Origin of the sequence: Metapseudomonas resinovorans, assembly GCF_002003485.1 — a bacterium.
Lineage (GTDB): Bacteria > Pseudomonadota > Gammaproteobacteria > Pseudomonadales > Pseudomonadaceae > Metapseudomonas > Metapseudomonas resinovorans_D.
In genome coordinates, this window is sequence record NZ_BDMA01000085.1 from 23,815 (window position 1) to 46,057 (window position 22,243).

26 protein-coding genes are annotated in these 22,243 nt (G+C 65.2%); 15 read left to right on the plus strand and 11 right to left on the minus strand.

The features are described 5' to 3' along the window. Nucleotides 1-167 precede the first annotated feature (167 nt). Both MnOB_RS23255 and MnOB_RS23260 read right to left on the minus strand, forming a co-directional pair. Entirely contained in the window at nucleotides 168-770 is a 603-nt protein-coding gene (locus MnOB_RS23255) for a LysE/ArgO family amino acid transporter (protein ID WP_077526683.1), read from the minus strand. 5 nt (nucleotides 771-775) lie between these two features. Beyond that, nucleotides 776-1,183 (minus strand): ACT domain-containing protein, encoded by a 408-nt coding sequence (locus MnOB_RS23260; protein ID WP_077526684.1) that lies wholly within the window; start codon nucleotides 1,181-1,183, stop codon nucleotides 776-778. Between the two features lie 100 nt (nucleotides 1,184-1,283). On the opposite strand from MnOB_RS23260, the gene MnOB_RS23265 reads away from it, so the two are divergent. Then, the gene (locus MnOB_RS23265; RefSeq protein ID WP_077526685.1) at nucleotides 1,284-2,183 is read left to right on the plus strand and encodes a LysR family transcriptional regulator ArgP; all 900 of its coding nucleotides are present in this window, start codon (nucleotides 1,284-1,286) and stop codon (nucleotides 2,181-2,183) included. 219 nt (nucleotides 2,184-2,402) lie between these two features. Here MnOB_RS23265 and MnOB_RS23270 read toward each other — a convergent pair whose 3' ends face one another. After that, nucleotides 2,403-3,443, minus strand: coding sequence for a saccharopine dehydrogenase family protein (locus tag MnOB_RS23270; RefSeq protein WP_077526686.1), 1,041 nt, complete (start codon nucleotides 3,441-3,443; stop codon nucleotides 2,403-2,405). 192 nt (nucleotides 3,444-3,635) lie between these two features. On the opposite strand from MnOB_RS23270, the gene MnOB_RS23275 reads away from it, so the two are divergent. Continuing rightward, a complete protein-coding gene (locus tag MnOB_RS23275; RefSeq protein WP_077526688.1) occupies nucleotides 3,636-4,625 on the plus strand; it encodes an NAD-dependent epimerase/dehydratase family protein in 990 nt (329 codons plus the stop codon). Here MnOB_RS23275 and MnOB_RS23280 read toward each other — a convergent pair. After that, a complete protein-coding gene (locus MnOB_RS23280; RefSeq protein WP_218649326.1) occupies nucleotides 4,622-4,900 on the minus strand; it encodes a hypothetical protein in 279 nt (92 codons plus the stop codon). The genes MnOB_RS23275 and MnOB_RS23280 overlap by 4 nt on opposite strands. A gap of 289 nt (nucleotides 4,901-5,189) precedes the next feature. On the opposite strand from MnOB_RS23280, the gene MnOB_RS23285 reads away from it, so the two are divergent. Further along, nucleotides 5,190-6,038, plus strand: coding sequence for an ATPase (locus tag MnOB_RS23285; RefSeq protein WP_077526690.1), 849 nt, complete (start codon nucleotides 5,190-5,192; stop codon nucleotides 6,036-6,038). A 747-nt stretch (nucleotides 6,039-6,785) separates the two neighbouring features. On the opposite strand, the gene MnOB_RS23295 is transcribed toward MnOB_RS23285, so the two are convergent. The 4 genes from MnOB_RS23295 to MnOB_RS23310 form a co-directional block, all read right to left on the minus strand. Beyond that, the gene (locus MnOB_RS23295) at nucleotides 6,786-7,118 is read right to left on the minus strand and encodes an amidase (protein ID WP_077526694.1); all 333 of its coding nucleotides are present in this window, start codon (nucleotides 7,116-7,118) and stop codon (nucleotides 6,786-6,788) included. Further along, nucleotides 7,115-8,227 (minus strand): serine hydrolase domain-containing protein, encoded by a 1,113-nt coding sequence (locus tag MnOB_RS23300; protein ID WP_077526696.1) that lies wholly within the window; start codon nucleotides 8,225-8,227, stop codon nucleotides 7,115-7,117. The genes MnOB_RS23295 and MnOB_RS23300 overlap by 4 nt, the downstream gene beginning before the upstream one ends. Before the next feature lie 106 nt (nucleotides 8,228-8,333). Beyond that, complete coding sequence (locus tag MnOB_RS23305) at nucleotides 8,334-9,119, minus strand: oxygen-binding di-iron domain-containing protein (protein ID WP_077526698.1); 786 nt, start codon at nucleotides 9,117-9,119, stop codon at nucleotides 8,334-8,336. 190 nt (nucleotides 9,120-9,309) lie between these two features. Continuing rightward, a complete protein-coding gene (locus MnOB_RS23310; protein WP_077526700.1) occupies nucleotides 9,310-10,194 on the minus strand; it encodes an acyl-CoA dehydrogenase family protein in 885 nt (294 codons plus the stop codon). Nucleotides 10,195-10,332: 138 nt separating this feature from the next. On the opposite strand from MnOB_RS23310, the gene olsB reads away from it, so the two are divergent. After that, nucleotides 10,333-11,103, plus strand: a complete 771-nt coding sequence (gene olsB, locus MnOB_RS23315; protein ID WP_077526702.1) for an L-ornithine N(alpha)-acyltransferase — start codon at nucleotides 10,333-10,335, stop codon at nucleotides 11,101-11,103. 9 nt (nucleotides 11,104-11,112) lie between these two features. After that, nucleotides 11,113-11,886, plus strand: a complete 774-nt coding sequence (locus MnOB_RS23320; RefSeq protein WP_199824585.1) for a lysophospholipid acyltransferase family protein — start codon at nucleotides 11,113-11,115, stop codon at nucleotides 11,884-11,886. Between the two features lie 7 nt (nucleotides 11,887-11,893). Here MnOB_RS23320 and MnOB_RS23325 read toward each other — a convergent pair whose 3' ends face one another. After that, nucleotides 11,894-12,775 (minus strand): universal stress protein, encoded by an 882-nt coding sequence (locus MnOB_RS23325; RefSeq protein ID WP_077526704.1) that lies wholly within the window; start codon nucleotides 12,773-12,775, stop codon nucleotides 11,894-11,896. 71 nt (nucleotides 12,776-12,846) lie between these two features. Next, nucleotides 12,847-13,428, minus strand: a complete 582-nt coding sequence (locus tag MnOB_RS23330; protein ID WP_077526705.1) for an acyl carrier protein phosphodiesterase — start codon at nucleotides 13,426-13,428, stop codon at nucleotides 12,847-12,849. A 123-nt stretch (nucleotides 13,429-13,551) separates the two neighbouring features. Here MnOB_RS23330 and MnOB_RS23335 point away from each other — a divergent pair, with 123 nt between their 5' ends. From MnOB_RS23335 to MnOB_RS23370, 8 genes are all read left to right on the plus strand, one after another. Continuing rightward, nucleotides 13,552-13,860 carry an ArsR/SmtB family transcription factor gene (locus MnOB_RS23335; RefSeq protein ID WP_077526707.1) on the plus strand — a complete coding sequence of 103 codons (309 nt, stop codon included), beginning with the start codon at nucleotides 13,552-13,554 and terminating at the stop codon, nucleotides 13,858-13,860. Between the two features lie 44 nt (nucleotides 13,861-13,904). Continuing rightward, nucleotides 13,905-15,068 (plus strand): MFS transporter, encoded by a 1,164-nt coding sequence (locus tag MnOB_RS23340; protein WP_077526709.1) that lies wholly within the window; start codon nucleotides 13,905-13,907, stop codon nucleotides 15,066-15,068. A 15-nt stretch (nucleotides 15,069-15,083) separates the two neighbouring features. Further along, nucleotides 15,084-16,133: an alkene reductase gene (locus MnOB_RS23345; protein ID WP_077526710.1), complete on the plus strand. Its 1,050-nt coding sequence runs from the start codon at nucleotides 15,084-15,086 to the stop codon at nucleotides 16,131-16,133. 395 nt (nucleotides 16,134-16,528) lie between these two features. Next, nucleotides 16,529-17,110, plus strand: coding sequence for a YceI family protein (locus tag MnOB_RS23350; RefSeq protein ID WP_077526712.1), 582 nt, complete (start codon nucleotides 16,529-16,531; stop codon nucleotides 17,108-17,110). Further along, nucleotides 17,107-18,264, plus strand: a complete 1,158-nt coding sequence (locus MnOB_RS23355) for a phospholipase D-like domain-containing protein (protein ID WP_077526714.1) — start codon at nucleotides 17,107-17,109, stop codon at nucleotides 18,262-18,264. Before MnOB_RS23350 ends, MnOB_RS23355 begins: the two co-directional genes overlap by 4 nt. Nucleotides 18,265-18,345: 81 nt before the next feature. Further along, nucleotides 18,346-18,957, plus strand: a complete 612-nt coding sequence (locus tag MnOB_RS23360) for a DUF2846 domain-containing protein (protein WP_077526715.1) — start codon at nucleotides 18,346-18,348, stop codon at nucleotides 18,955-18,957. A 105-nt stretch (nucleotides 18,958-19,062) separates the two neighbouring features. Further along, nucleotides 19,063-19,644: a DJ-1/PfpI family protein gene (locus tag MnOB_RS23365; protein ID WP_077526717.1), complete on the plus strand. Its 582-nt coding sequence runs from the start codon at nucleotides 19,063-19,065 to the stop codon at nucleotides 19,642-19,644. A 118-nt stretch (nucleotides 19,645-19,762) separates the two neighbouring features. Then, entirely contained in the window at nucleotides 19,763-20,065 is a 303-nt protein-coding gene (locus tag MnOB_RS23370) for a ribbon-helix-helix domain-containing protein (protein WP_077526719.1), read from the plus strand. Nucleotides 20,066-20,213: 148 nt separating this feature from the next. Here MnOB_RS23370 and MnOB_RS23375 read toward each other — a convergent pair whose 3' ends face one another. Further along, the gene (locus MnOB_RS23375) at nucleotides 20,214-20,612 is read right to left on the minus strand and encodes a nuclear transport factor 2 family protein (RefSeq protein WP_077526720.1); all 399 of its coding nucleotides are present in this window, start codon (nucleotides 20,610-20,612) and stop codon (nucleotides 20,214-20,216) included. A gap of 113 nt (nucleotides 20,613-20,725) precedes the next feature. Between MnOB_RS23375 and MnOB_RS23380 the strand changes: the two genes are divergently transcribed. Together MnOB_RS23380 and MnOB_RS23385 are read left to right on the plus strand one after the other, a co-directional pair. After that, nucleotides 20,726-21,316: a GNAT family N-acetyltransferase gene (locus MnOB_RS23380; RefSeq protein ID WP_077526721.1), complete on the plus strand. Its 591-nt coding sequence runs from the start codon at nucleotides 20,726-20,728 to the stop codon at nucleotides 21,314-21,316. Beyond that, on the plus strand, nucleotides 21,313-22,188 hold the full coding sequence (locus MnOB_RS23385) for a carbon-nitrogen hydrolase family protein (RefSeq protein WP_077526723.1): 876 nt from the start codon (nucleotides 21,313-21,315) through the stop codon (nucleotides 22,186-22,188). Before MnOB_RS23380 ends, MnOB_RS23385 begins: the two co-directional genes overlap by 4 nt. The last annotated feature ends 55 nt before the right edge of the window (nucleotides 22,189-22,243 follow it).

Genomic DNA, 22,243 nt, shown 5'->3' on the forward strand with positions numbered 1-22,243 from the left:
GCGGGGCCGTTCACGGTCGGCCGAAACAGCGGCTGCGAGTTCGTACTCTTTTTTGCCGCGAAGTCCGGATCATAGCATCGGGCATGGGGCTTAACCACGCAGCAACTGTGTGGTTAAGCCCTGCCGCCAGGGCTCTGGCGCGGTTATCTCATCTGGACCCGACGCACTCAGATTCCGTTCACCAATTGTGTCGCCATGCCGAACATCATCACCGCCACGGCCAGGTCGAGCAGACGCCAGGTGGTTGGACGCGCGAGCCAGGGGGCGAGCCAGGCGGCGCCGAGGGCGAGGGCGAAGAACCACACCAGCGAGGCACTGGCAGCGCCCAGGGCATAGGCGCCGGGGACGGTTTGCTGGGCGCCGAGGGAGCCGATCAGCAGGACGGTGTCCAGGTAGACGTGGGGGTTGAGCAGGGTGACCGCCAGGGCCGCCAGCAGCACGGCGCGGCGCGAGCGCGGCCCGGTTTCAGCGGACTGGTCGAGGATGCCGGGCATCACCGCGCGGCGCAGCGCCTGAATGCCGTACCAGAGCAGGAAGGCCACGCCACCCCAACGGGCGACGGCCAGCAGCACCGGGTTCTGCGCCAGCAGGGTGGCCAGGCCGAAGACGCCGGCGCTGACCAGCAACGCATCACAGAGCACGCAAAGGGCGGCCACGGGCAGGTGGTGTTCGCGGCGCAGGCTTTGGGCGAGGACGAAGGCGTTCTGTGCGCCGATGGCGATGATCAGGCCCGCAGCCACGAGTATTCCGTTCAGATAGCTCTGCCACATGTTGCTCACTCCGCCTGGGCGTTGGCCGCCAGGGCCCGCAGGGTAGAAACGGCGCGTTCGGCGTCGGCACTGGCGACGAACAGGTGATCGTGGAAATAGCCCGCCACCACGTTGCAGCTGATACCGGCCTGCGCCAGGGCGCCGGCGAAGGACGCGGTCAGGCCCACTGCGCTCAGGGAGGAATGCACTTCGAGGGTGATCCAGGCAGCGCTGTAGACGTATGCCAGGCCCAGGCGGTCGGCTTCGCCGCGCTCCAGGATCACGGTCAGTCCTTCGCGCTCGCGGAAACTGCCGAGCGGCACGCTGCCTTGCAGGCGAGCGGCGTCGTCCAGGGTGCAGAACACGTACTGGCCCGGATTGAGGTGCGGCGACATGTTGCGGATCAGGGTGGAGAGTGCGGTTTCGCCGGCCATGGTGCTTCCTTCGCTACGACGTTTTGGGGTGTGGCGAGTCTGCGGCGTGAGGCTGTATAAGGAAAACGAATCATGCTGATCTCTCATTAGGAAAACTGATTTGTTCGACTACAAGTTGCTGGCCGCCCTGGCGGCCGTGGTGGAGCAGGGTGGTTTCGAGCGTGCGGCCCAGCTGTTGGGGCTGTCGCAGTCCGCCGTGTCGCAGCGGATCAAGCTGCTGGAAGCGCGGGTCGGCCAGCCGGTGCTGGTGCGTGCCACGCCGCCGGTGCCGACCGAGGTGGGCACGCGCCTGCTCAACCATGTGCAGCAGGTGCGTTTGCTGGAGCGCGATCTGCAACGCCAGGTGCCGGCGCTCGAGCAGGGCGACATGCCGGAGCACCTGCGCATCGCCCTCAACGCCGACAGCCTGGCGACCTGGTGGGCCGCCGCCGTGGGGGATTTCTGCGCTGAGCAGCGGGTGCTGATGGAGCTGGTGATGGAAGACCAGGAAGTCGGTCTCAAGCGCATGCGTGCCGGTGAGGTGGCGGCCTGTGTCTGCGCCGCGGAACGTCCAGTGGCCGGCGCCCGCAGCGTGCCGCTCGGCGCCATGCGCTACCGCGCTCTGGCCAGCCCGGCATTCATCGAGCGGCATTTCCCCAAGGGCGTTACGCCCCGGGCATTGGCCCGCTCGCCGGCAATCGTGTTCGGCCCGGATGACTTGCTGCAGCACCGTTACCTGGCGGCGCTGGGAGTCGAGGGGGGCTTCGTCCATCACCTCTGCCCCTCATCGGAAGGCTTTGTGCGCCTGGCCGAGGGCGGTCTCGGCTGGGGGCTGGTGCCGGAGCAGCAGGTTGGGGCTCAACTGGCGCGGGGCGAGTTGCAGGAGCTGATTCCTGACCAGCCCATCGACGTACCGCTCTATTGGCACCACTGGCGCCATGGCGGCGAACTGCTCAGCCTGCTTACCGATCACCTGGTCGCAGCCGCCAGCCGCTGGCTGGTGCCCATGTCCTCGCAATAACAGCGGCGCTGCGGATGGGGCTGTCTGTAGGGTGCGCCGCGTGCACCAGCGGCATAAGGGCCACAACTATCCTTCTGACGCTGAACCGGTGCGCATGGCGCACCCTACGGAAGGGCACTGCAAGGTCATGCGGAGGCTTGCACTAGACCACTCGCCCTCTTCCAGGCCCGTCTCCCATGGTGGGCCGGTGAAGCGTGGCACACCCCACGTACTGGTCGTTCAGGTGATGCGGATGGAGCCGGAGCCTGGCAACTGCTCCACGCAGCGCTCCCCCAGCAGTCGCGAAGGCGTGAAGTAGCCGCCTTCACCGTGGTAATCCAGCAGATGGCGCACCGTATGAAGCACGCCATGCACTGTGACCTGATAACCGTTGGCGGTTTCAAGATGCGCGACGCGGCGCTCCCCGGCGGCATTGCGCACCTCGCCCCAGACCCAGGTGGGGCGACGCAGGCGGGTGGTTTCGTCCGGCCCCGCGACGTTCCGGGTCACCAGCCCCTTCAACCTGGCCTGCATCCAATCGCTGGCCAGCAGGCCGCGTAGCGGGTCGATCAGGCGCATGCCCAATGCCACGGCAGCGGGAGCCGGCAGGTAGACCTCGATATTGGGAATGCCGGTGGAATAGAAGGCGGTGGCCACGTCGCCCCAGGGAATGGTCACAGCTGATTTCGCGCCGCGGCCGAAGTCGATCTCGCGGCGTCGGTGCCCCAGGGGTACCGGACGCAACCGGCCGTTCTCCCGTACCTGGCCGCCCAGGGCCAGCCCCTCGATGCTGGTCTTGGCGGTGCCGGGGGACAACCCACTGTCGGAGTCGAAGCCGAGCGCCAGGTGCGTGGCGTCCGGCAGGGCGGTCTTGAGGCAAGACGCCACACAGTCGGTGGGAATGACGTCGAAGCCCGCGCCGGGGCAGATCACGATGCCGGCTTTGCGCGCCGCCGCGTCCTGGGCGTGGGCGAGGGCGAACACCGTGATCTCGCCGGTGATGTCCAGGTAGTGCGCTCCACTGGCGAGGCAGGCCTGGATCATCGGCGTGCTGGTGGCGGAGAAGGGGCCGGCGCAGTGGGCGACCACCGAGACGCCTTCCAGGCGTTCGGCGGCGTGAGCCGGGTCGGCCAGGTCGAAGACCCGAGTCGGCAGGCCGAGGCGGCTCCCCAGGGCTTCCAGCCGGGCCGGGTCGCGGCCGGCGAGGATTGGCGTCAGTCCTTGTTGCAGGGCTTGCTCGGCCACCAGTTGGCCGGTGTAGCCGTAGGCTCCATAGATCATCCAAGTCTTCGTGTTCACTGCGCGGTTCCTTGGCGGTGGATTCAGACAAAGGTAGTCCACGGCATTCACTCGGGCGGGAACGATGGCCGGGCATAGCGTTCAGAGTCGTTCTATTGGCTCGCGACGCCACACCTGGCAGGTGCCAGGGCTGCTAGAGTCGCGAGCATCACGACGCATGGCAGGGGACCATAGATGAAGATTCTGGTGACAGGGGCGAGTGGCTTCATCGGCGGGCGTTTTGCACGTTTCGCGCTTGAGCAGGGGCTCGATGTCCGGGTGAACGGGCGCCGGCCGGAGGGCGTGGAGCATCTGGTCAAGCGCGGTGCGGAGTTCGTCCAGGGCGACCTGTCGGACACGGACCTGGTGCTGCGCCTGTGCGACGACGTCGATGCCGTGGTGCATTGTGCCGGCGCGGTCGGCGTCTGGGGCAAGTACGAGCACTTCCACCAGGCCAACGTCCAGGTCACCGAAAATGTGGTCGAAGCTTGCCTGAAGCAGCGGGTGAAGCGCCTGGTGCATCTGTCCTCGCCCTCGGTCTACTTCGATGGCCGCTCCCATGTCGGAATCCGTGAAGAACAGGTGCCCAAGCGCTTTTCCGATCATTACGGCGCCACCAAGTACCTGGCCGAGCAGAAGGTGTTCGCCGCCGAAGAGTTCGGCCTCGAAGTGATCGCCTTCCGCCCGCGTTTCGTCACGGGTGCCGGGGATACCAGCATCTTTCCGCGACTCATCGCCATGCAGCGCAAAGGTCGCCTGAAGATCATCGGCAACGGCCTGAACAAGGTCGACTTCACCAGCGTGCAAAACCTCAATGACGCCTTGTTCAGCGGCCTTCTGGCCGCCGGCCCGGCGCTCGGCCAGGTCTACAACATCAGCAATGGCCAGCCGGTGCCGATCTGGGACGTCATCAACTATGTGCTGCGCAAGCTGGGTGTCCCCCAGGTGACCCGGCACATTCCCTATGGCCTGGCCTACAGCGCTGCGCTCGTGAACGAGTCCGTCTGCCGGATTCTGCCGGGGCGGCCGGAGCCATCGTTGTATCGCCTGGCCGTCGCGGTAATGGCCAAGGACTTCTCCCTGGATATCAGCCGCGCGCGGCAGAACCTGGACTACGACCCACGGGTGAGCGTCTGGACCGCACTGGATGAATTCTGTGCCTGGTGGGGCGCCCAGCAGCCTTAACCCCGCAGCGGGCCGGCGTACTGGGTGTACTTGCGCACCAGTTCTTCCTCGCTGAGCACCGGCGGCTTGAGGCGAATGCCGGTCAGGATACTGAGGTGTTCGCCTAGCTCGCGGGTGGCGTCGCGCTGGGATTCGGCGCAGGCGTTGAGCATGGACAAGATGGCGTCGGGCTGGCTGAGGCGGATATCCACAGCCTGTTCGTCACGAAGCTGGCGCCGCAGGGTCTGCATGCAATCCAGCACAGCCTTGGTCAATTCCACTCCTTCTTCCCCCATGGTCGAAGTGTGCTCCTGCCCTTCATGGCGAAGAGCGGAAGCCTGGCGGAGCCGTCGGCTCCGGATGGCGATTTCCTGGCATGGCCCCGTGCCGGGGCTGGCTACTGGCTAGCAAGCCCCGTACCAGGCTGGAAAGCCCGGAACTGCTGGGCCCTGGCGTGGTCAATCGAATGTCGCCGCCCCTGCGCAGTGCACCCCGCACCGCCGTGGCGCGACGCTGAAGACCGCCGTTGGAACCGGTATACTCCCGGCCATTCGCGGTTCTGCTTTTCTCTCCAAAGGTTCCCCAATGCGCAACGACGCTCTCGACGAAGTGGATGATGTCCCCAGCCTGACTACCGATGCCCGTGATCGCGACGAGTTCGGCCATCACCCGGTGGCCGAGCCCGTGCATCGCCACAACAATGGTTATTCAACCGCCGCTCCCGTGAGCAAGGGCGCCAGCACTGGGCCGCTGTGGGCCCTGGTGGTCGCCCTGGTCGTCGCCCTCGCCGGCCTGGGCTGGTGGAGCTTCCAGCAGATCAGTCTGATGGAGCAGCAACTGGTGGCGACCCAGGAAAGCTTCGCCCGGATCAGCGAAGAGGCGGCCGGCCGCATCCAGGACATCACCGGCAAGGTGGTGGCGACCGAGTCCAGCGTGACCAGCGGCAGTGAGTCCATGAAGCTGCAGATCAAGCAGTTGCAGGCCAAGGTGATCGAGCTGACCAAGCAGCAGCAGGCTGCCAGCGCTCAGCTGGGCAGCCAGGGCAAGAGGGTCGATCAGCTCGCGGCGGATGTGAAGGCCGCCCAGGGCGCCGCGACCCAGGTGGGTAGCCAACTGGCCAGCAAGCTCGACGGCCTGGCCAGCGAACAGGGCAAACTCAAGGCCGCTCAGGGTGACATGGCCCAGTTCGACAGCCGTCTGAAGGGCTTGGGCAGTGATGTCGAAGCATTGAAGAAGCAGGGCAACCCGAACCAGGCAATCAAGGGCCTGGAGCAGGACCTGCTGGTGCTGCGCAGTGAACTGGACAACCGCCCGGCTCCGTCCCAGGGCGCCAGCACTGCGGAGTTCGACGCCTTCCGCGCGCAGATGACGCGCAATATCAGCACCCTTCAAAGCCAGGTGCAGAACCTGCAGCAGCAGATCAATACGCGCTGATCAGCCCCGCTTCTACACAAAGCCCCCGTGCCGCAAGGCACGGGGGCTTTTTGTTTGAGGAGCGTGTACTGGAACTGGCCTGCGTGGGCTCAGAACCTGAAGACGTAGTTCATGCAAAACCGCTCGGCATTGTGGGTGATGATGCCCGCCGGCCCACGGGAGATCGTGGTGCGTTCGACACCGTCGGGCTGCCCTTTGGTGTGGAACTCGTTGTGCAGCCACGCCAGGCTCAGCCGTCTAGCCTCCTGGACGTGGGAGCCCGAAAGTGACGAATGCACCCTACAAGTAGCCGGCCCCCCAGCTGACTTCCATATTCCATACCGCAATGACATTGAGTTGGATGCTGGGTGGGCTCCTCAAATCCTCAAGATTCACGGAAGCGCTGGCTGGGCGTTCCGGCTCCCGGCGGGAGCCTCGGTGGCTCGGGAGTAGTTTGGCCCGTACGTAGTCACATTACCCGGAGAAGCCCTCTCCCGAGTTCGTATCCGTGGATCGTTCAACGCAGTGACTGTCGATGTCAGTGACTACAGCGAGTACACCTATTCCTGAAGGGGGGCACCTGGCTGTGCCATACCAAGTTGCAAGATCGCCGGCTTGGCAATGTGCCAAACATCCTGCAAGGCAATGCCAAATGCGACGCCGCGTTACAGCTTCAGGATTGTTTGTGCCTCACCGGCGCGAGTCACCCCTCTCCACTTCAGGGAGAGGGAACGGGGGTGAGGGGGACAAGCGCGCACTGGCTAGTTTTTAGAGGTTGCCGTCCGCAGCCGGCATCAATCGGCAGCCCTGGTGCGGGCTGACCCACGCGGCGGTGCTGCTGCGTCCGAGGCCGGTGGCGGTCACGCGCTTGTGCTCGGCGTCGTCGAGGAAACCACTGGTGGGCACGTATTGCTTCACATAGCCCTGGCAGTAATCGGCGTCGTTGCCCATCACGTAGCGACAGGAGCAGTACTCCTTGGCGGTGTAGGCGCTGATGATGTCGGGGAAGGCCGCCAGGTGCTGGCGATTCTGCCAGGCCAGGGCGGCCAGCAGGATGAGCGCGAGCACCAGCAGGCTGAGAACGGGGCGACGGGCGATCACGGCTGCACCTCCGGGGCGAATGCGGCCAGGGCCAGCTTGAGGAAGTCGTTGTGGTGGTAGCTGCCGTCGCGATCATCGGCGTAGCGCACGATCACCAGTTTCTGGCTGGGCAACACGTACAGCGCCTGGCCCCAGTGGCCGAGGGCGGCGAAGGCATCTTCCGGGGCGTCCGGCCAGGGTTTGGCGCTGCCCTCGATCTGGGCGTTGAGCCACCAGTGGCCGCCGGGTACGGCCTCTCCGGGCTTGGCCGGATCGGGTCGATATTGGGCGAAGGGCTTGCGGTTGAAGGCGACCCAGTCCTCTGGCAGGAGCTGGCGCTCGCCCCAGCGACCGCCGCGCTGCATCAAAAGGCCGACGCGGGCCAGGTCGCGCGCGGTCAGGTAGCTGTAGGAGGAACCGACGTAGGTTCCGGCCGCGTCGGTTTCCCAGACGGCCGAGCGAATGCCCAGGGGCTCGAACAGCGCCGTCCAGGGGTACTCCGCATAGGCCTTTTCGCCGACCATGCCGCGCAGCGTGGCGGACAGTACGTTGGTGTCGCCGCTGGAGTAGCGGAAGCGCTTGCCGGGCACCGCATCCAGCGGGTGCGCAGCGGCGAACGCAGCCATGTCGCCACGGCCACGGGTATAGAGCATGGCGACCACCGAGGACTTCAGCGGGGCGTACTCGTAGTCCTCCTGCCAGGCGAGCCCGGAGGCCCAATGCAGCAGATGGTCGAGGTGGACATTGGTGTGGCCGGCGAAGGCCGGGTAGTAACGCGAAACCGGCTCGTCCAGCTTGAAGCGGCCCTCGCCATAGGCGACGCCGAGGACGGAGGCCAGCAGGCTCTTGCTCACCGACCAGGTGAGGTGCGGGGTGTCTGCGCGGGTGGGGCCGGCGTAGTGCTCGTAGATGAGCTCGCCATCGCGGATCACCACCACGGCATCGGTGCGCACGCCCTTGCGGCCGCCATCGTCGCGCTGCGGGAAGGCATAGGACTCGAGGGCTTGCACGGCTGCGGTGCTGGACGCCGGGGCTTGCTGCCAATCGGCGGCGGGCCAGGTTTCAGCCTGGGCCAAGCCGGTCAGCAAACCGAGCGCCATGGCCAGCGGTCGTAGAACGGGGATGGGCATTGTTCGGCCTCTTCTGGTTTCGAAGGGCGAACCTAGCACGGCCTTTGTGACGGTAAAAAGCGCCGAACGCGCCGGCTGCTGTGGCTATTCGGCGCGATAAGTCAGTTCAGCGCGGCAACCGGTAGTCGTCCGGGCCGAGCAGGTCGAGACCGCATTCCAGGTTCTCGATCCAGTAGAGGAACGCGCTGATCATTTCCTGGCCAACGAAGGGGCGGCCGTGCTGCGGGACGATCATCTCCACGTCCATGCCGCGCACCATGTCGGCCCAGAGCCGGCAGACCTTGTTGCTGGCCATGTAGCGGCGGTGGAAGCCTTCCATGTTCGGCACGTGGTTGACGAAATCGCGCACCGGCGTGGCGTCGTCGACGAGCGACGCCCCCATGTCGCCCGAGAAGAGGATACGGCTGACCGGATCATAGAGCTGGAAGTTGCCCACCGAGTGGAGGAAGTGCGCCGGCACGGCCTTGAGCTGGCAGCGGCCCAGGTTGATGGACTGGCCGCGGTCGGGCAGGGCGATGATGCGGTCGTAGGTTGAAATGCCGTGGCTGATGGCCAGGTAGTTGGCGGTCAGGTGGGGCAGGAAACGCGCCCAGAGCTTGGAGCAGATCACCCGTGCGCGGGTGTGCAGCAGCCATTTGTCGAGGGACGCGATGATGTCCGGGTCCTGGTGGGAAGCGAAGATGTAGGTCAGGTCCTGCACCGGCATGTGCTTGGACAGCTCCAGCGACAGCGGCGTGTAGGTCAGGTCGCCGCCCGGGTCCAGCAGCAGGTATTGCTCATGGTCGGTGATCAGGAACTGGTTGGACTGCACGCCGTCGCCGCTGACCAGGTCGTCGAACATCAGGCATTGGTGGGAGCCGTTGTCGAACAGCACGATGGGGTCGCGACGCATGTAAACCTCGATAGGAAAAGCGACGCGCAGATGTAAGGCATTTCCCACGGGTACACCCTGACGTGGATCAAGGCACGGACTGTAGGAGCGAATTCATTCGCGAAGGACAGCGCAGCTGTCCGTATACATCAGCCCGCACGACGGCCCTTCGGTCCGTATCGCGAATGAATTCGCTCCTACAAGACAGCTGTCAGAGTCCCAGTGCTGCCAGCGCCCTCTCCAGCCGCTTCGCCCTCGGTCCGCTGGCGATTTCCAGCACGCCCTGGTCTCGTTTCCAGAGGTCGACCCATTCCACCGGACCGCTGGCGAAGGCGGTATCCAGTTCCGGCTTCAGCGCCTTGAACTCGGCAAAGAGGGCGGCCAGCAGCAGGTGCATCGTCGGGGTGGTGGCGCATTGGCGAGAAACTTCGGCGGCGCCGCTGAGCAGGCCCAGCAACCGCAGTTGCAGCGCTTGCGGCCAGGCACTGTCGCGGCCGATGCCATACAGCCAGGCAACCAGCGCGGCAAGGACATGAAGGTCTTCGATGCTGCGGAAGGGCTTCACGTAGGCGTCCCAGCCATCGCCGGCCAGGCGTTCGCAATGGGCGCCTTCAAGATGCAGGCGGGCGTGGGGAACATCGGGCATCAGCGGCAACGGCTTGAGCTGTTCGACCTGCACACCGGGAGCGCCATTGCGAACCACCACCAGCGCCAGGCGCGGCGATTCGCCGTCGTTCTCTTCGCGGGCCGCCACCAGCAGCCAGTCGGCGGCATCTCCGGCCGTGACGAAATCCTTGCGACCACTGAGGCTGAGGTTGGCCAGGCGCGTCTGCATGTCCGCCGGACGCACACTGCGGTTCTCAGTGACGCACAGCGCACCCAGGCTCAGCGGCGCTGACGGCCAGAGCAGTCGCAGGGCGCCCTGGTAACCCGCGAGGAAGGCCAGCCCGGGCGTAGGCGCCAGCTTGCCGCCGAGGACGGCGAGTTCGAAGGGCGTGACCTCGCCCAATCGGTCCAGCAGAGCGCCGTACCAGTCGTCCAGGGGCTGGCCGGACGGCAGGCGGGCGGAAGCTTCGAGCAGGCGTTGCCAGGGCATTGGGGATTCCTCAAGGGGGTTGTCATGCAAGCATCATGAGACCGTCATGGGTGTGACACCGGGTCTACCTAGCCTGAGCTTGCACAACAAGATCGTCCGGCTGCAACCGGGATCGAGCCGGCCTACGGAGGCTTATTCATGACCCAGATCGCCATGACCCGCGACAGTGTCGCACCCAACGGGAAAAGCCCTCGCCGCCTGCAGGCCGAGCGCCTGGAAGGCATCGCTGCGCTGCGTGAGGCACAGGCCCTGCGTTTTCGTGTGTTCAGCGCCGAGTTCGACGCCAAGCTGCAGGGCGCCGAGTTCGGTCTCGATATGGATGACTACGATCCGCACTGCGAGCACATCGGCGTACGCGACCTGGACAGCGGCGAGCTGGTCGCCACCACCCGGCTGCTCGATCACCAGGCCGCCCACGACCTGGGCCGCTTCTACAGCGAAGAGGAATTCAGCCTCCACGGACTCGGCGAACTGCAGGGCCCGGTGCTTGAAATCGGCCGCACCTGCGTCGATCCGGCCTACCGCAATGGCGCGACCATCGCCGTGCTCTGGGGTGAACTGGCCGAGGTGCTGAACCAGGGCGGCTACCGCTACCTGATGGGCTGCGCCAGCATTCCCATGCAGGACGGCGGTATCCAGGCCCAGGCCATCATGCAGCGCCTGCGCGAGCGTTACCTGTGCACCGAACACCTGCGCGCCGAGCCGAAGAACCCGCTGCCCATGCTGGAGCTGCCGGGCAACGTGATCACCGAGATGCCGCCGCTGCTGAAGGCCTACATGCGCCTGGGTGCGAAGGTCTGTGGCGAACCCTGCTGGGACCCGGATTTCCAGGTGGCCGACGTGTTCATCCTGCTCAAGCGCGATGAGCTCTGCCCGCGTTATGCCCGCCACTTCAAGGCGGCGGTCTGAGGGCCGGGCATGCTGAAGTCCGTACGTTTCTACGCTCGCGTTATCCGGCTGCTGGCGGTGATTGGCCTCGGCCTGTCACTGGCCGCCTGGGTGACCGTACTGGAACGCCTGGGGCGGACCGAGCTGATGGCTAGCCGGCAGCGTCTCACCCGCTGGTTCCTCAAACGCTTGACCGGGGCCTTGCCGTTTCGCGTACGCGTCAGCGGCCGCGTGCCGGATCAGCCGATGCTGTGGGTCAGCAACCACGTGTCCTGGACCGATATCCCGCTGCTCGGTGCCGTGGCGCCGTTGTCGTTCCTGTCCAAGTCCGAGGTGCGCTCCTGGCCGGTCGCCGGTTGGCTGGCGCATAAGGCCGGCACGCTGTTCATCCGACGCGGATCGGGGGATAGCGGACTGGTTGGGCAGCAACTCGCCCGTCACCTGGGCGATGGCCGCAACCTGCTGATCTTCCCGGAAGGCACGACCACCGACGGCAGCTTGCTGAAAGCCTTCCACAGTCGCCTGCTGACCAGCGCCGTGGAGACTGGCGTGCGGGTGCAGCCGGTGGCCATCCGTTACCTGCGTGATGGCCAGCGTGACGATGTCGCGCCCTTCATCGGCGAGGACGACCTGCTTTCGCATCTGGTCCGCCTGCTGCGCAGTGACCGGGCAGAGGTGGAAATCCAGCTGCTCGAACCCGTGTCGAGCCAGGGACTGACTCGCACGGTGCTCAGCCAGAAAGCGAAGAGCGCCGTGCAACGGGCGCTCTTCGTAGAGGAGGACGACGAGGCGTTGGCCGCCTGAGTGGCGGTCAGGCCTTGTCCTGGTCCGGCCAGCGGATTGGCGGTACCGCGAGGATGTCGCAGTTCAGCTCGCGCATGGCGGCATCGGCGACGCTGCCGATCAGTATCCGCTTCATGCCGGTCAATCCCCGCGTGCCCATCACCAGCAGGTCGACGGGGTCGCGCTCCAGCACGCGCCGCAGTGCGGTCATGGGCTGGCCTTCCTCGATCAGGCGCTGATCGATGTGGCCGCCCAGCTCCTCGCGAAGCAGGAATTCATCCAGCGCAGCCGTGGCACGGCGGCGTTCGTCGGCGCCGTAGTCACCCGGGATCGCCCCGACGCCGGCAGAGGCCGCCAGCATCATGGCTCCGCCCAGCGGGTCGAAGGCATGCAGTGCCTTGGCTCCGGTCTTCGGCAATAGACCCAGTGCGTCGGCGGCACGCACCGCCTGGGCGGAAGCCGGGGAGCAGTCCAGGGCCAGCAGGGGCATCAGGTAGTCGTCTTCAGCCGCCTTGTTCACCAGCAGGATCGGTACATGGCTGGTGCGCAGCAGGCGCTCCAGGGTAGTACCTGTGAAGATGTCGCGCAGCGGGCTCTTACGGTGGCTGCCGACGACCAGCAGATCGATTTCGGCCCAGCGGGTGCAATCGGCGATGTGCTTGGCCGCGTCGCCCACTTCCACCCAGATTTCCGGCGCGCGGCCGGCCAGCTCAGTGAAAAAGTCCATCTGCTCGTTCAGATAACGGCGGACCTGTTCCACTTCCAGCTCGATGCGCAATTGCGGCTGGTCTTCATCAACCACGTGCAGGATGAACCAAGGGCAGTTGAACTGATGGGCCAGGCGCGCCGCTCGCCGCAGGGCGCGGTCGGAACGGTTGGAAAGGTCGGTCGCGAGCATCAATGCTTTCATCTGGCACCTCCAGTAGCGGATTCCTGTAGGCCCATTCCACTGCAGATGTAAGAAGTTTCCCTTGATGCAGATCAACCGTGGCTTTGCTGGGTTCCTGCGAATTGCTGGAGCTGTGGATAAAAGTGCCGGAAGTCATCGCTGAGTGGCTGGTACAGGGCTTCCAGCTCGGTCATGGCGCCGGCCAGCGCTTCGGGGCGGGAAAAACGTCGCGAAATCCCGTTGATGACCAGCTCCAGCGTCTCGAACTCCCGGTAGCTCCCCAGCCAATCCTGTGCGGCCATGCGAGGCGCGATAAGAGCCAGGCGGCCGGGCAGTTCGGGTTCGTCGCCCAGGACCTGGTAGACGTGGTGGGTGAAGGCGTCCAGCGGTTCGGCGGCATAGAGCTGCCAGTCGCGGGCCAGGCAATGGTCGAAGAAAACATCCAGCAGGATGCCGGCGAAGCGCCGCCGCTCGCTGGGAAAGCGCAGCTTGGCCTGGGTGATGAGCGGATGGCTGTCGGTGAAGGCGTCGATGCGCCGGTGCAGGCGGATTCCGGCTTCGATATCTGCCGGCCAACGCCCGGCCAGCGGCCCTTTGACGAAGTCGCCATATAGGCTGCCGAGTAGTTGCGCGGGCTGCGAGCCGCCGAGGTGGAGGTGAGCGAGGTAGTTCATTGGCCGAGCTTACCCCAGGGCGGTTTTATCATGGCGGTCGATGATGACTATTGGCACAAACAATCCCGTATCGTCTTTTCTCGATATAAAGTTCGTTCCATCTCGATATACGAATCCACCGCCATGAGCACACCCATCGACCTAGACGAAATCATCAAGGCACTCGCCCATCCAGTGCGACGGGAGATGCTGCAGTGGCTCAAGGAACCGGAAAAGTACTTCGTCGAGCAGGACCACCCATTCGAAATCGGCGTCTGCGCCGGCAAGTTCGACCAACGCTGCGGGCTGTCCCAGTCCACCGTCTCGACGCACCTGGCGACCTTGCAGCGCGCCGGACTGGTGACCAGCCGCAAGGTGGGCCAATGGAACTTCTTCAAACGCAATGAAGCCGTCATCGCTGAATTTCTTCGCCAGATGAGCGACGAGCTGTAACTGCAGCACCTGCCACAACCCGAAATCTTCCCAGGAGCAGGCCAATGCCTACTGCGCTTCTCGTCCTCGCCTTGTCCGCTTTTGCGATAGGCACAACCGAATTCGTCATCATGGGCCTGCTGCCCGAGGTGGCCGCCGACCTCGGCGTGTCCATCCCCGGTGCGGGCTGGCTGGTCACCGGCTATGCGCTGGGCGTCGCCATCGGCGCGCCGTTCATGGCGATGCTCACCTCGAAGCTGCCACGCAAGCGCGCTCTGCTGATGCTGATGGGCGTGTTCATCATCGGCAACCTGCTCTGCGCCATCGCTGCCAACTACGGCCTGCTGATGCTGGCGCGCGTCGTCACCGCGCTCTGCCATGGCGCCTTCTTCGGTATCGGTTCGGTGGTGGCTGCGAGCCTGGTGCCGGCCAACCGCAAGGCTTCCGCCGTCGCCCTGATGTTCACCGGCCTGACCCTGGCCAACGTGCTGGGCGTTCCCCTGGGTACCGCCCTGGGCCAGGTCGCTGGCTGGCGTTCGACCTTCTGGGCCGTGACCCTGATCGGCATCGCTGCGCTGATCGGACTGTGGCGGGTACTGCCGCGCCAGGACGATGAAGAAGCCACCGACATCCGCGCTGAATTCGCTGCCCTGCGGGGTACCGGGCTGTGGTTGGCGCTGTCCACCACCGTGCTGTTCTCCGCCGCCGTGTTCTGCATCTTCACCTACGTTGCGCCGCTGCTCGGCGAGGTGACCGGCGTTTCGCCCCGAGGCGTGACCTGGACCCTGTTGCTGATCGGCCTTGGCCTGACGCTGGGTAACGTGATCGGTGGCCGCCTGGCCGACTGGAAACTGGCACAGACCCTGATGGGCGTGTTCGTTGCCCTGGCTGTTGCCTCCAGTGCCCTGACCTGGACCAGCGCCGCGCTTATCCCCACGGAAATCACCCTGTTCCTCTGGGCCACCGCCGCCTTCGCCGCCGTGCCGGCCCTGCAGGTCAACGTGGTGAACTTCGGCAGCGCCGCGCCGAACCTGGTTTCCACCCTGAACATCGGCGCTTTCAATATGGGCAATGCCCTTGGCGCCTGGGTCGGAGGCCTGGTCATCAGCCAGGGCTACGGCCTCACCACAGTTCCCCTGGCCGCTGCCGTGCTGGCGATTCTCGCCCTGATAGCGACCCTGCTCACCTTCAGCAACCGTACTCCCGAGCTGCAAGCGGCTCTCGACTGACCCGAGGTAAACGACATGCCCACGCTCTTCGACCCGATCAAGATCGGCGACCTGGAACTTTCCAACCGCATCATCATGGCGCCGCTGACCCGCTGCCGCGCCGACGAGGGCCGCGTACCCAACGCCCTGATGGCCGAGTACTACACCCAGCGCGCGTCCGCCGGGCTGATCATCAGCGAAGCCACCTCCGTCACGCCCCTGGGCGTCGGCTACCCGGATACCCCCGGCATCTGGTCCGACGAGCAGGTGAAGGGCTGGAGCAACATCACCAAGGCGGTGCACGCCAACGGCGGCAAGATCGTCCTGCAGCTGTGGCACGTTGGCCGTATCTCCGACCCGAGCTACCTGGACGGTGAAGCCCCGGTAGCGCCCAGCGCCATCGCCGCCAAGGGCCACGTCAGCCTGCTGCGTCCGCTGCGTGACTATCAGGTGCCGCGCGCCCTGGAAACCGAAGAGATCGCCGACATAGTCGAGGCCTACCGCATTGGTGCCGAGAACGCCCAGGTCGCCGGTTTCGACGGTGTGGAAATCCACGCTGCCAACGGTTACCTGCTGGACCAGTTCCTCCAGGACGGCACCAACAAGCGCACCGACCAGTACGGCGGCTCCATCGAGAACCGTGCCCGCCTGCTGCTGGAAGTCACCGATGCCGCGATCAAGGTGTGGGGCGCTGGCCGTGTAGGCGTGCACCTGTCGCCGCGTGCCGATCTGCATGACATGGGCGATTCCGATCTGGCCGGCACCTTCGGCTATGTCGCCCGTGAACTGGGCAATCGTGGCGTAGCCTTCCTCTGCGCTCGCGAGAAGGAAGGCGAGGACAGCCTGACGCCCGCGCTGAAGGAAGCCTTCGGTGGTGTGTTCATCGCCAACGAGCGCTTTACCCGGGATAGCGCCGCTGCCTGGCTGGAAAGCGGCAAGGCCGATGCCGTGGCCTTTGGCGTTCCCTTCATCGCCAACCCCGACCTGCCCGAGCGCCTGCGCCTGGACGCACCGCTGAACGAACCGCGCCCGGAACTCTTCTACGCCAAGGGCCCGGTGGGCTACATCGACTACCCGCGCCTGTAACCGCACAACCGGCCTTGTAGGGGCGAATTCATTCGCCAAGGGCCGCGCAGCGGCCCCGTAGGTTGGTCCGAGCCTGCGAGGCCCAACGTGGCCGTTACAGGCGCCTCTGGAATGGGGCAGGGATCTTGTAGGGGCGAATTTATTCTCCAAGGACTGCGTAGCGGTCCCGATAGGGTTTGCCAGAGTGCAGTCCTTCGGCCTGCCTGGCGAATGAATTCGCCCCTACAGTTATCTCGGAGCCAAGCTGACACCCACATCCCTGCATCCTCTGGTAGCTTTGCACCCATTGTCCGTCCGTCGGGACCGCCCCAGGGGGAACCCGGCGGCGATTCGTGTGACCAATGGAGTCCGGCCGAAGTCTTCCGGCCGTCAGCGACATGCCAAAGGAAGCCTGCATGCACAAATCGATACGCCCACTCATTGCCCTGCTCGCCGCGCTGGCGCTGCCGGTTCACGCAAGCTGGTACCTGGACAACGAGTCGTCGCGGATATCCTTCATCTCCACCAAGGCCGGCAGCATCTCCGAGGTGCACCGCTTCCTCACCCTGCACGGCAAGATCGGCAAGGATGGCAAGGCCCACCTGCGCATCGAACTCGAATCGGTCAGCACCGGAGTGCCGCTGCGCGATCAGCGCCTTCGTGATCAGTTCTTCGACATCGCCAAGTACCCCGAGGCCGAAGTCAGCGCCCAGCTGGACCTGCGTCCGATCACCGACCTGGCGCCCGGTGCACAATTGGAGCTGGGCCTGCCGCTCACCGTGAAGATTCGCGACAAGCAGCAGCAATACCGCGCGGAGCTCCTGGCCACCCGCCTGGACGACCATCGCTTCCAAGTGGTGACCCTGGCGCCGCTGGTGCTTCAGGTGGAAGACTTCGGCCTGACCAGTGCACTCGATGAGCTGCGCAAGCTCGCCGGCCTGCCGGGCATCAGCCTGTCGGTGCCGGTAGGTGCCGTGCTGATCTTCACGGAGCGCTGATGGGGCAGATCTTCCCCTGGAAGTCCGGCAACCGCCTCGAGTTGCTGATTGACGGCCCGCAGTTCTTTCCGACCATGCTCACCGCCATTGCCCGGGCCGAGTACCAGGTTGCGTTGGAGCTGTATCTGGTGGAAGACGGTCGCTGCAGCGAGGCGCTGGTGGATGCACTGTGCGTCGCCGCCGTGCGCGGCGTACGCGTGCGTTGCCTGTTCGATGATTTCGGCAGCCTGAAACTTGGCCGCGCGCTTCGTGATCGGCTCAACGATGCCGGCGTGCTGCTGCAGTTCTACAACCCGCTGCGCTGGCGAAGTGGCTTCAGAAACCTGTATCGCGACCATCGCAAGATACTCGTGGTGGATGATCGCCTGGCCTTCGTGGGCGGCACCGGGGCAACCGACGAATTCTGGGACCCGGCCCAGGAAAACAGCCGCTGGCACGAGGTGATGGTGGCCATCGAAGGGCCGCTGGTGGCGCACTGGCAACTGATCTTCGACTACCAGTGGCTGGCCAACCTCGGCCGCCGCCCATGGAAATCGGGAGAGGCGCCGGGCCTGGCGCACCTGCCGCCCTATCCGGCGGTAGGCGAAGGGCTTGGGCGCCTGGCCTACGCCGATGCCAGTCAACATCGCGACATCGTCCAGTCACTGGTGCGCAGCATTCGCACGGCGCGCAATCGCGTGTGGCTGGCGACGCCCTACTTCCTGCCGAGCTGGAAGGTTCGCCGTGCCCTGATCAAGGCCGCACGACAGGGTGTCGAGGTGCGCCTGCTGCTCACCAGCCGTCACACCGACCACCCGCCGATTCGCTTCGCCGGCCAGCGTTACTACCCGCGCCTGCTGCGTGCCGGGGTGCGGATATTCGAGTACCAGAAGCGCTTCCTGCACCTGAAAATGGCGCTCGCCGATGACTGGGTCAGCGTCGGTTCCTGCAACTTCGACCACTGGAACCTGCGCTTCAACCTGGAGGCCAACGTCGAGGCGCTGGACCTGAGTTTCACCCAGGCAGTCGATGCCTGCATGCGCCAGGATTTCGCTGATAGCCGCGAGATCACCATGGACGACTGGCATGCCCGGCCCCTGGTCAAACGCCTGCGCCAGCGGCTCTGGGGCTGGCTGGACCGCCTGGTGGTGAACCTGCTCGATCGGCGCCGTTAGCGGGGCGCCGCACTTTCGTCGGGTGCCTGCGGACAGATGCCGGGCTAGGCTTGCTCCACTACAACAAGAGGGAGTGGCTGCATGGGCCGCCGATACCTGCCGATCCTGCTGCTTTGCGCCGTGCTGGGCGGTTGTTCCACCCCCGGTGCGTTCTTCGGTGCAACCCAGGGGCCGGCATTCCAGGCCGTCGCACCGAGTGATGCGGAGCACGCGCTGGTCTACCTGTACCGGCCGCAAAGCCAATGGGCCGACCAGGAACTGGAAGCGCCGGGCCTCTTCCTCAACAACGAACTGATCGGCAGCCTGCCGAGCAACGGTTATCTGGTGCTGGAGTTCGATACCGCCAGCTACAAGCTGGAAATGCGCCGTCCGTTGTTCGGCAGCTACTGGACCCTGTTCGCCGATGGCCCGCTGGACTTCACCCTCATCACGTCATTCGTCCTGGACGCGGCGGGCGGGCGTACGTACTACCTGCGTTATGACGAACTGGACCCGCCGCCGAAGAACAGCGACCAGCCCGGTGCGGGCAATGGGCCGCTGCAACTGGTGGAGGAGTCCCTGGGCAGCCAGGAAATCACCGCTACGCGCCAGGTGCAGCCGAGCGAGCGGATCGCCGCCAGCGGCGAGATGGTGCGTCCGCAGGAAGGGTTCTGGCGGGGCGTGGGCCAGGCGCTGGACAAGATCGGCATCTGACATTCGGCACGCCTGTAGTAGGGGTCTATTACCCGCGATCGAAGGACGGCGCGGATAATTGGCTACCTTTGAAGCCTCAGGGCTTCCAATCCAGGAGGATGCGAAATGGCCGCGAAGAAGATTCTGATGCTGGTCGGCGACTACGCCGAAGACTACGAAACCATGGTGCCGTTCCAGGCCCTGCTGATGGTCGGTCACACCGTGCACGCCGTGTGCCCGGACAAGATAGCCGGCCAGAGCGTGCGTACCGCCATTCATGATTTCGAAGGCGACCAGACCTACAGCGAGAAACCGGGTCACAACTTCGCCCTCAACTTCGACTTCGCCAAGGTCAAGGCAGAGGACTACGACGCCCTGCTGATCCCGGGCGGCCGCGCGCCGGAGTACCTGCGCCTGAACGCCACCGTGCTGGAGCTGGTGAAGGCCTTCGACAAGGCTGGCAAACCCATTGCCGCCGTTTGCCACGGTGCCCAGTTGCTGGCGGCTGCCGGCGTGCTGGAAGGGCGCGAGTGCAGTGCTTATCCGGCCTGCGGTCCGGAAGTCAGGCTTGCGGGTGGCCAGTATGTGGATATCCCGGTCGATGCCGCACACACGCAGGGCAACCTGGTCACCGCCCCGGCTTGGCCGGCGCATCCTGCGTGGCTGGCGGCGTTCCTCAAGTTGCTCGGGACGAAGATCGAACTCTGACACGGTGGAAACCGCAATCTGATTGCGCCATCGAGGTCAGGCCTGGCCCCGATGGTGGATCGATGAAGCGCGATCCACCCTACGCCTACGCGCCACACCACGAACCTGGAGGCACGCCATGTGCGAGCTGTACGTCAAGGCCGATCCCATCCTCTACGAGTCCCGCTCGCGCTCGCTGCGCATTCGCGGGGTGGTGACCACGCTGCGGCTGGAGAACCAGTTCTGGGACATCCTGCGGGAGATCGCCGAGGTGGATGGCATGACCACCAACCAGCTCATCACCAAGCTCTACGACGAAGTGATGGAGTACCGCGGCGAGGTGGTCAACTTCGCCTCTTTCCTGCGGGTGAGCTGCACCCGCTACCTGGCCCAGCGCCGCGCCACGGTTGTCGAGCTGCCGAAGGCGCGGGTGAACATTTAACGCATATCTTCACAGCCTCGCGAGCTAGAGCGAGACAAGGCATAAACAGCCGAGAAAGCGGACTGGGCTCGCACGCGAGTTTACGACTGTAAATGAGCATTTCGAGGCTGTTTATAACGCCGTATCGCCGACGCGCAGCAGGCTGATTTCAGCAGACCTGTTCGAGCCAGTCGTTGAGGTTGTAGTAGTTCGTCACGCGGGCGATCTTGCCGCAGTGGATGTGGAAGAAAGCCCCGGCCGGCAGCACATAGGTCTGGCCATTGGCTGGCGGCAGACCCTCATCGTTGGACAGGTACTGGCCGTACACCACGAACTCGGCGGCGGCGCGGCTGCCGTCGGCGCTCTGCATGACCACGATGTCCGACAGCCGCTCCTTGTAGCAGCGGTTCATCTTGTCCATGAACGCCGCGAACGCCGCCTTGCCCTGCTGGCGTTCGCCCTGGTTGATGTCGTGCACCACATCCTCGCTGAGCAGGGCGAGGAAGGCTGGCATGTCGCCGGCGTTGAAGGCGTCGTAATAGGCTTGCACCAGTTCGGTAGCGGTCATGGTTGGGTTCCTGTCGCAATGGGGTCATTCGGTCCGTGTCCGGCATGATAGGTTCCTGACCGGAGCCCGACTTAGCCAGGGGCGTCATCCACTTCCCCAGAACGACCGATCCGATGCAGATCCGACTTCTCCAGGGCGCCGCCATCGCGCCTCACATTGATGACCTCGCACGCCTTCGCCTGACGGTGTTCCGCGAGTTTCCCTATCTCTACGACGGCACGCTGGAGTATGAAGCGCGCTACCTCGCCACCTATGCCAAATCGGCGGAAAGCCTGTTCGTCCTGGCCCTGGATGGCGAACGTGTGGTGGGTGCTTCCACCGGTCTGCCAATGGCGGATGAAACCGAAGCATTCCAGCGGCCGTTCCGAGAGCAGGGTTGGGACCCGCAGCGCATCTTCTACTTTGGCGAGTCGGTGCTGCAGGCGGAGTACCGGGGCACTGGGCTGGGCGTGCGCTTTTTCGCCGAGCGCGAGGCTTACGCACGGCGTCTTGGGCGTTTCGCGCATTGCGCCTTCTGCGCGGTGGAGCGACCGGCCACTCATCCACGACGGCCGCCGGGCTACCAGCCTCTCAATGCGTTCTGGGCGCGACGTGGCTATCGCCACCATCCGGAGCTGCGCACCGAATACCACTGGCGCGACCTGGACGAAGACACCGAGTCGGCCAAACCCATGTCCTTCTGGCTCAAGGAACTCACCCCATGATCAGGATCGCCGCCTGCCAGTACGCCATCGAACTGCATGAGAGCTGGGAGGCCTACGCCGGTCACCTGGAGGGGCTGTGTGCCGAGGCGGCTGCAACCGGCGCAAAGCTGCTGGTGCTGCCCGAGTACGCCGGCCTGGTGCTGGCCGGTCAGTTGCCGCCGCACGAGCGAGGGGACCTGCAGACATCCATCGTCGGCATCCAGCCCCTCCTGCAGGATTGGCGCGCACTTTGTGCCGGCATCGCCGCGAAGCTCGGTGTCTACCTGCAACCCGGCAGCCTGCCGGTGCGGGATGCCGATGGGCGATTCCGCAACCGCGCCTGGCTGTTCGGGCCGGGTGGCGAACTGGGCTATCAGGACAAGCTGATCATGACCCGCTTCGAGCGCGAGGAGTGGGGCATCGCGGCGGGGGAGGGGCTGAAGGTGTTCGACACGGCCCTGGGGCGATTGGGCATCCTGATCTGCTACGACAACGAATTCCCCATGCTGGCGCGTACCTTGGCCGAAGGCGGCGTCGACTTGATCCTCGCCCCCAGTTGCACCGACACCGAAGCCGGCTACAACCGCGTGCGCATCGGTGCCCAGGCACGCGCCCTGGAGAACCAGGTCGCTGTCCTACAGTCACCTACCGTTGGCCTGGCGCCGTGGTCGCCCGCGCTGGACGAGAATATCGGCCGCGCCGGCCTCTACGTGCCGCCGGACTACGGCATGCCCAGCGACGGCGTGATCGCCGAAAGCCCCGAACTCTGCCCGTCCACCAGCCAGTGGCTGATCTGCGACCTCGACTTGGACGAGGTGCGCCGGGTGCGTACCGATGGTCAGGTGTTCACCCGGCGGGATTGGCCGGAGCAGTTCGGCCAGACAACGCTTTAGGGCACCAGCGCAAAGGCGCAATATGAAAAAGCCCGGCACATGGCCGGGCTTTTTC

Coding starts and splice junctions, on each gene's coding strand:
- MnOB_RS23255 (WP_077526683.1), bottom strand. CDS start 770: ATGTGGCAGAGCTATCTGAACGGAATACTCGTGGCTGCGGGCCTGATC.
- MnOB_RS23260 (WP_077526684.1), bottom strand. CDS start 1,183: ATGGCCGGCGAAACCGCACTCTCCACCCTGATCCGCAACATGTCGCCG.
- MnOB_RS23270 (WP_077526686.1), bottom strand. CDS start 3,443: ATGATCTATGGAGCCTACGGCTACACCGGCCAACTGGTGGCCGAGCAA.
- MnOB_RS23275 (WP_077526688.1), top strand. CDS start 3,636: ATGAAGATTCTGGTGACAGGGGCGAGTGGCTTCATCGGCGGGCGTTTT.
- MnOB_RS23280 (WP_218649326.1), bottom strand. CDS start 4,900: ATGGGGGAAGAAGGAGTGGAATTGACCAAGGCTGTGCTGGATTGCATG.
- MnOB_RS23285 (WP_077526690.1), top strand. CDS start 5,190: ATGCGCAACGACGCTCTCGACGAAGTGGATGATGTCCCCAGCCTGACT.
- MnOB_RS23300 (WP_077526696.1), bottom strand. CDS start 8,227: ATGCCCATCCCCGTTCTACGACCGCTGGCCATGGCGCTCGGTTTGCTG.
- MnOB_RS23305 (WP_077526698.1), bottom strand. CDS start 9,119: ATGCGTCGCGACCCCATCGTGCTGTTCGACAACGGCTCCCACCAATGC.
- MnOB_RS23310 (WP_077526700.1), bottom strand. CDS start 10,194: ATGCCCTGGCAACGCCTGCTCGAAGCTTCCGCCCGCCTGCCGTCCGGC.
- olsB (WP_077526702.1), top strand. CDS start 10,333: ATGACCCAGATCGCCATGACCCGCGACAGTGTCGCACCCAACGGGAAA.
- MnOB_RS23320 (WP_199824585.1), top strand. CDS start 11,113: ATGCTGAAGTCCGTACGTTTCTACGCTCGCGTTATCCGGCTGCTGGCG.
- MnOB_RS23325 (WP_077526704.1), bottom strand. CDS start 12,775: ATGAAAGCATTGATGCTCGCGACCGACCTTTCCAACCGTTCCGACCGC.
- MnOB_RS23330 (WP_077526705.1), bottom strand. CDS start 13,428: ATGAACTACCTCGCTCACCTCCACCTCGGCGGCTCGCAGCCCGCGCAA.
- MnOB_RS23335 (WP_077526707.1), top strand. CDS start 13,552: ATGAGCACACCCATCGACCTAGACGAAATCATCAAGGCACTCGCCCAT.
- MnOB_RS23340 (WP_077526709.1), top strand. CDS start 13,905: ATGCCTACTGCGCTTCTCGTCCTCGCCTTGTCCGCTTTTGCGATAGGC.
- MnOB_RS23345 (WP_077526710.1), top strand. CDS start 15,084: ATGCCCACGCTCTTCGACCCGATCAAGATCGGCGACCTGGAACTTTCC.
- MnOB_RS23350 (WP_077526712.1), top strand. CDS start 16,529: ATGCACAAATCGATACGCCCACTCATTGCCCTGCTCGCCGCGCTGGCG.
- MnOB_RS23360 (WP_077526715.1), top strand. CDS start 18,346: ATGGGCCGCCGATACCTGCCGATCCTGCTGCTTTGCGCCGTGCTGGGC.
- MnOB_RS23365 (WP_077526717.1), top strand. CDS start 19,063: ATGGCCGCGAAGAAGATTCTGATGCTGGTCGGCGACTACGCCGAAGAC.
- MnOB_RS23370 (WP_077526719.1), top strand. CDS start 19,763: ATGTGCGAGCTGTACGTCAAGGCCGATCCCATCCTCTACGAGTCCCGC.
- MnOB_RS23375 (WP_077526720.1), bottom strand. CDS start 20,612: ATGACCGCTACCGAACTGGTGCAAGCCTATTACGACGCCTTCAACGCC.
- MnOB_RS23380 (WP_077526721.1), top strand. CDS start 20,726: ATGCAGATCCGACTTCTCCAGGGCGCCGCCATCGCGCCTCACATTGAT.
- MnOB_RS23385 (WP_077526723.1), top strand. CDS start 21,313: ATGATCAGGATCGCCGCCTGCCAGTACGCCATCGAACTGCATGAGAGC.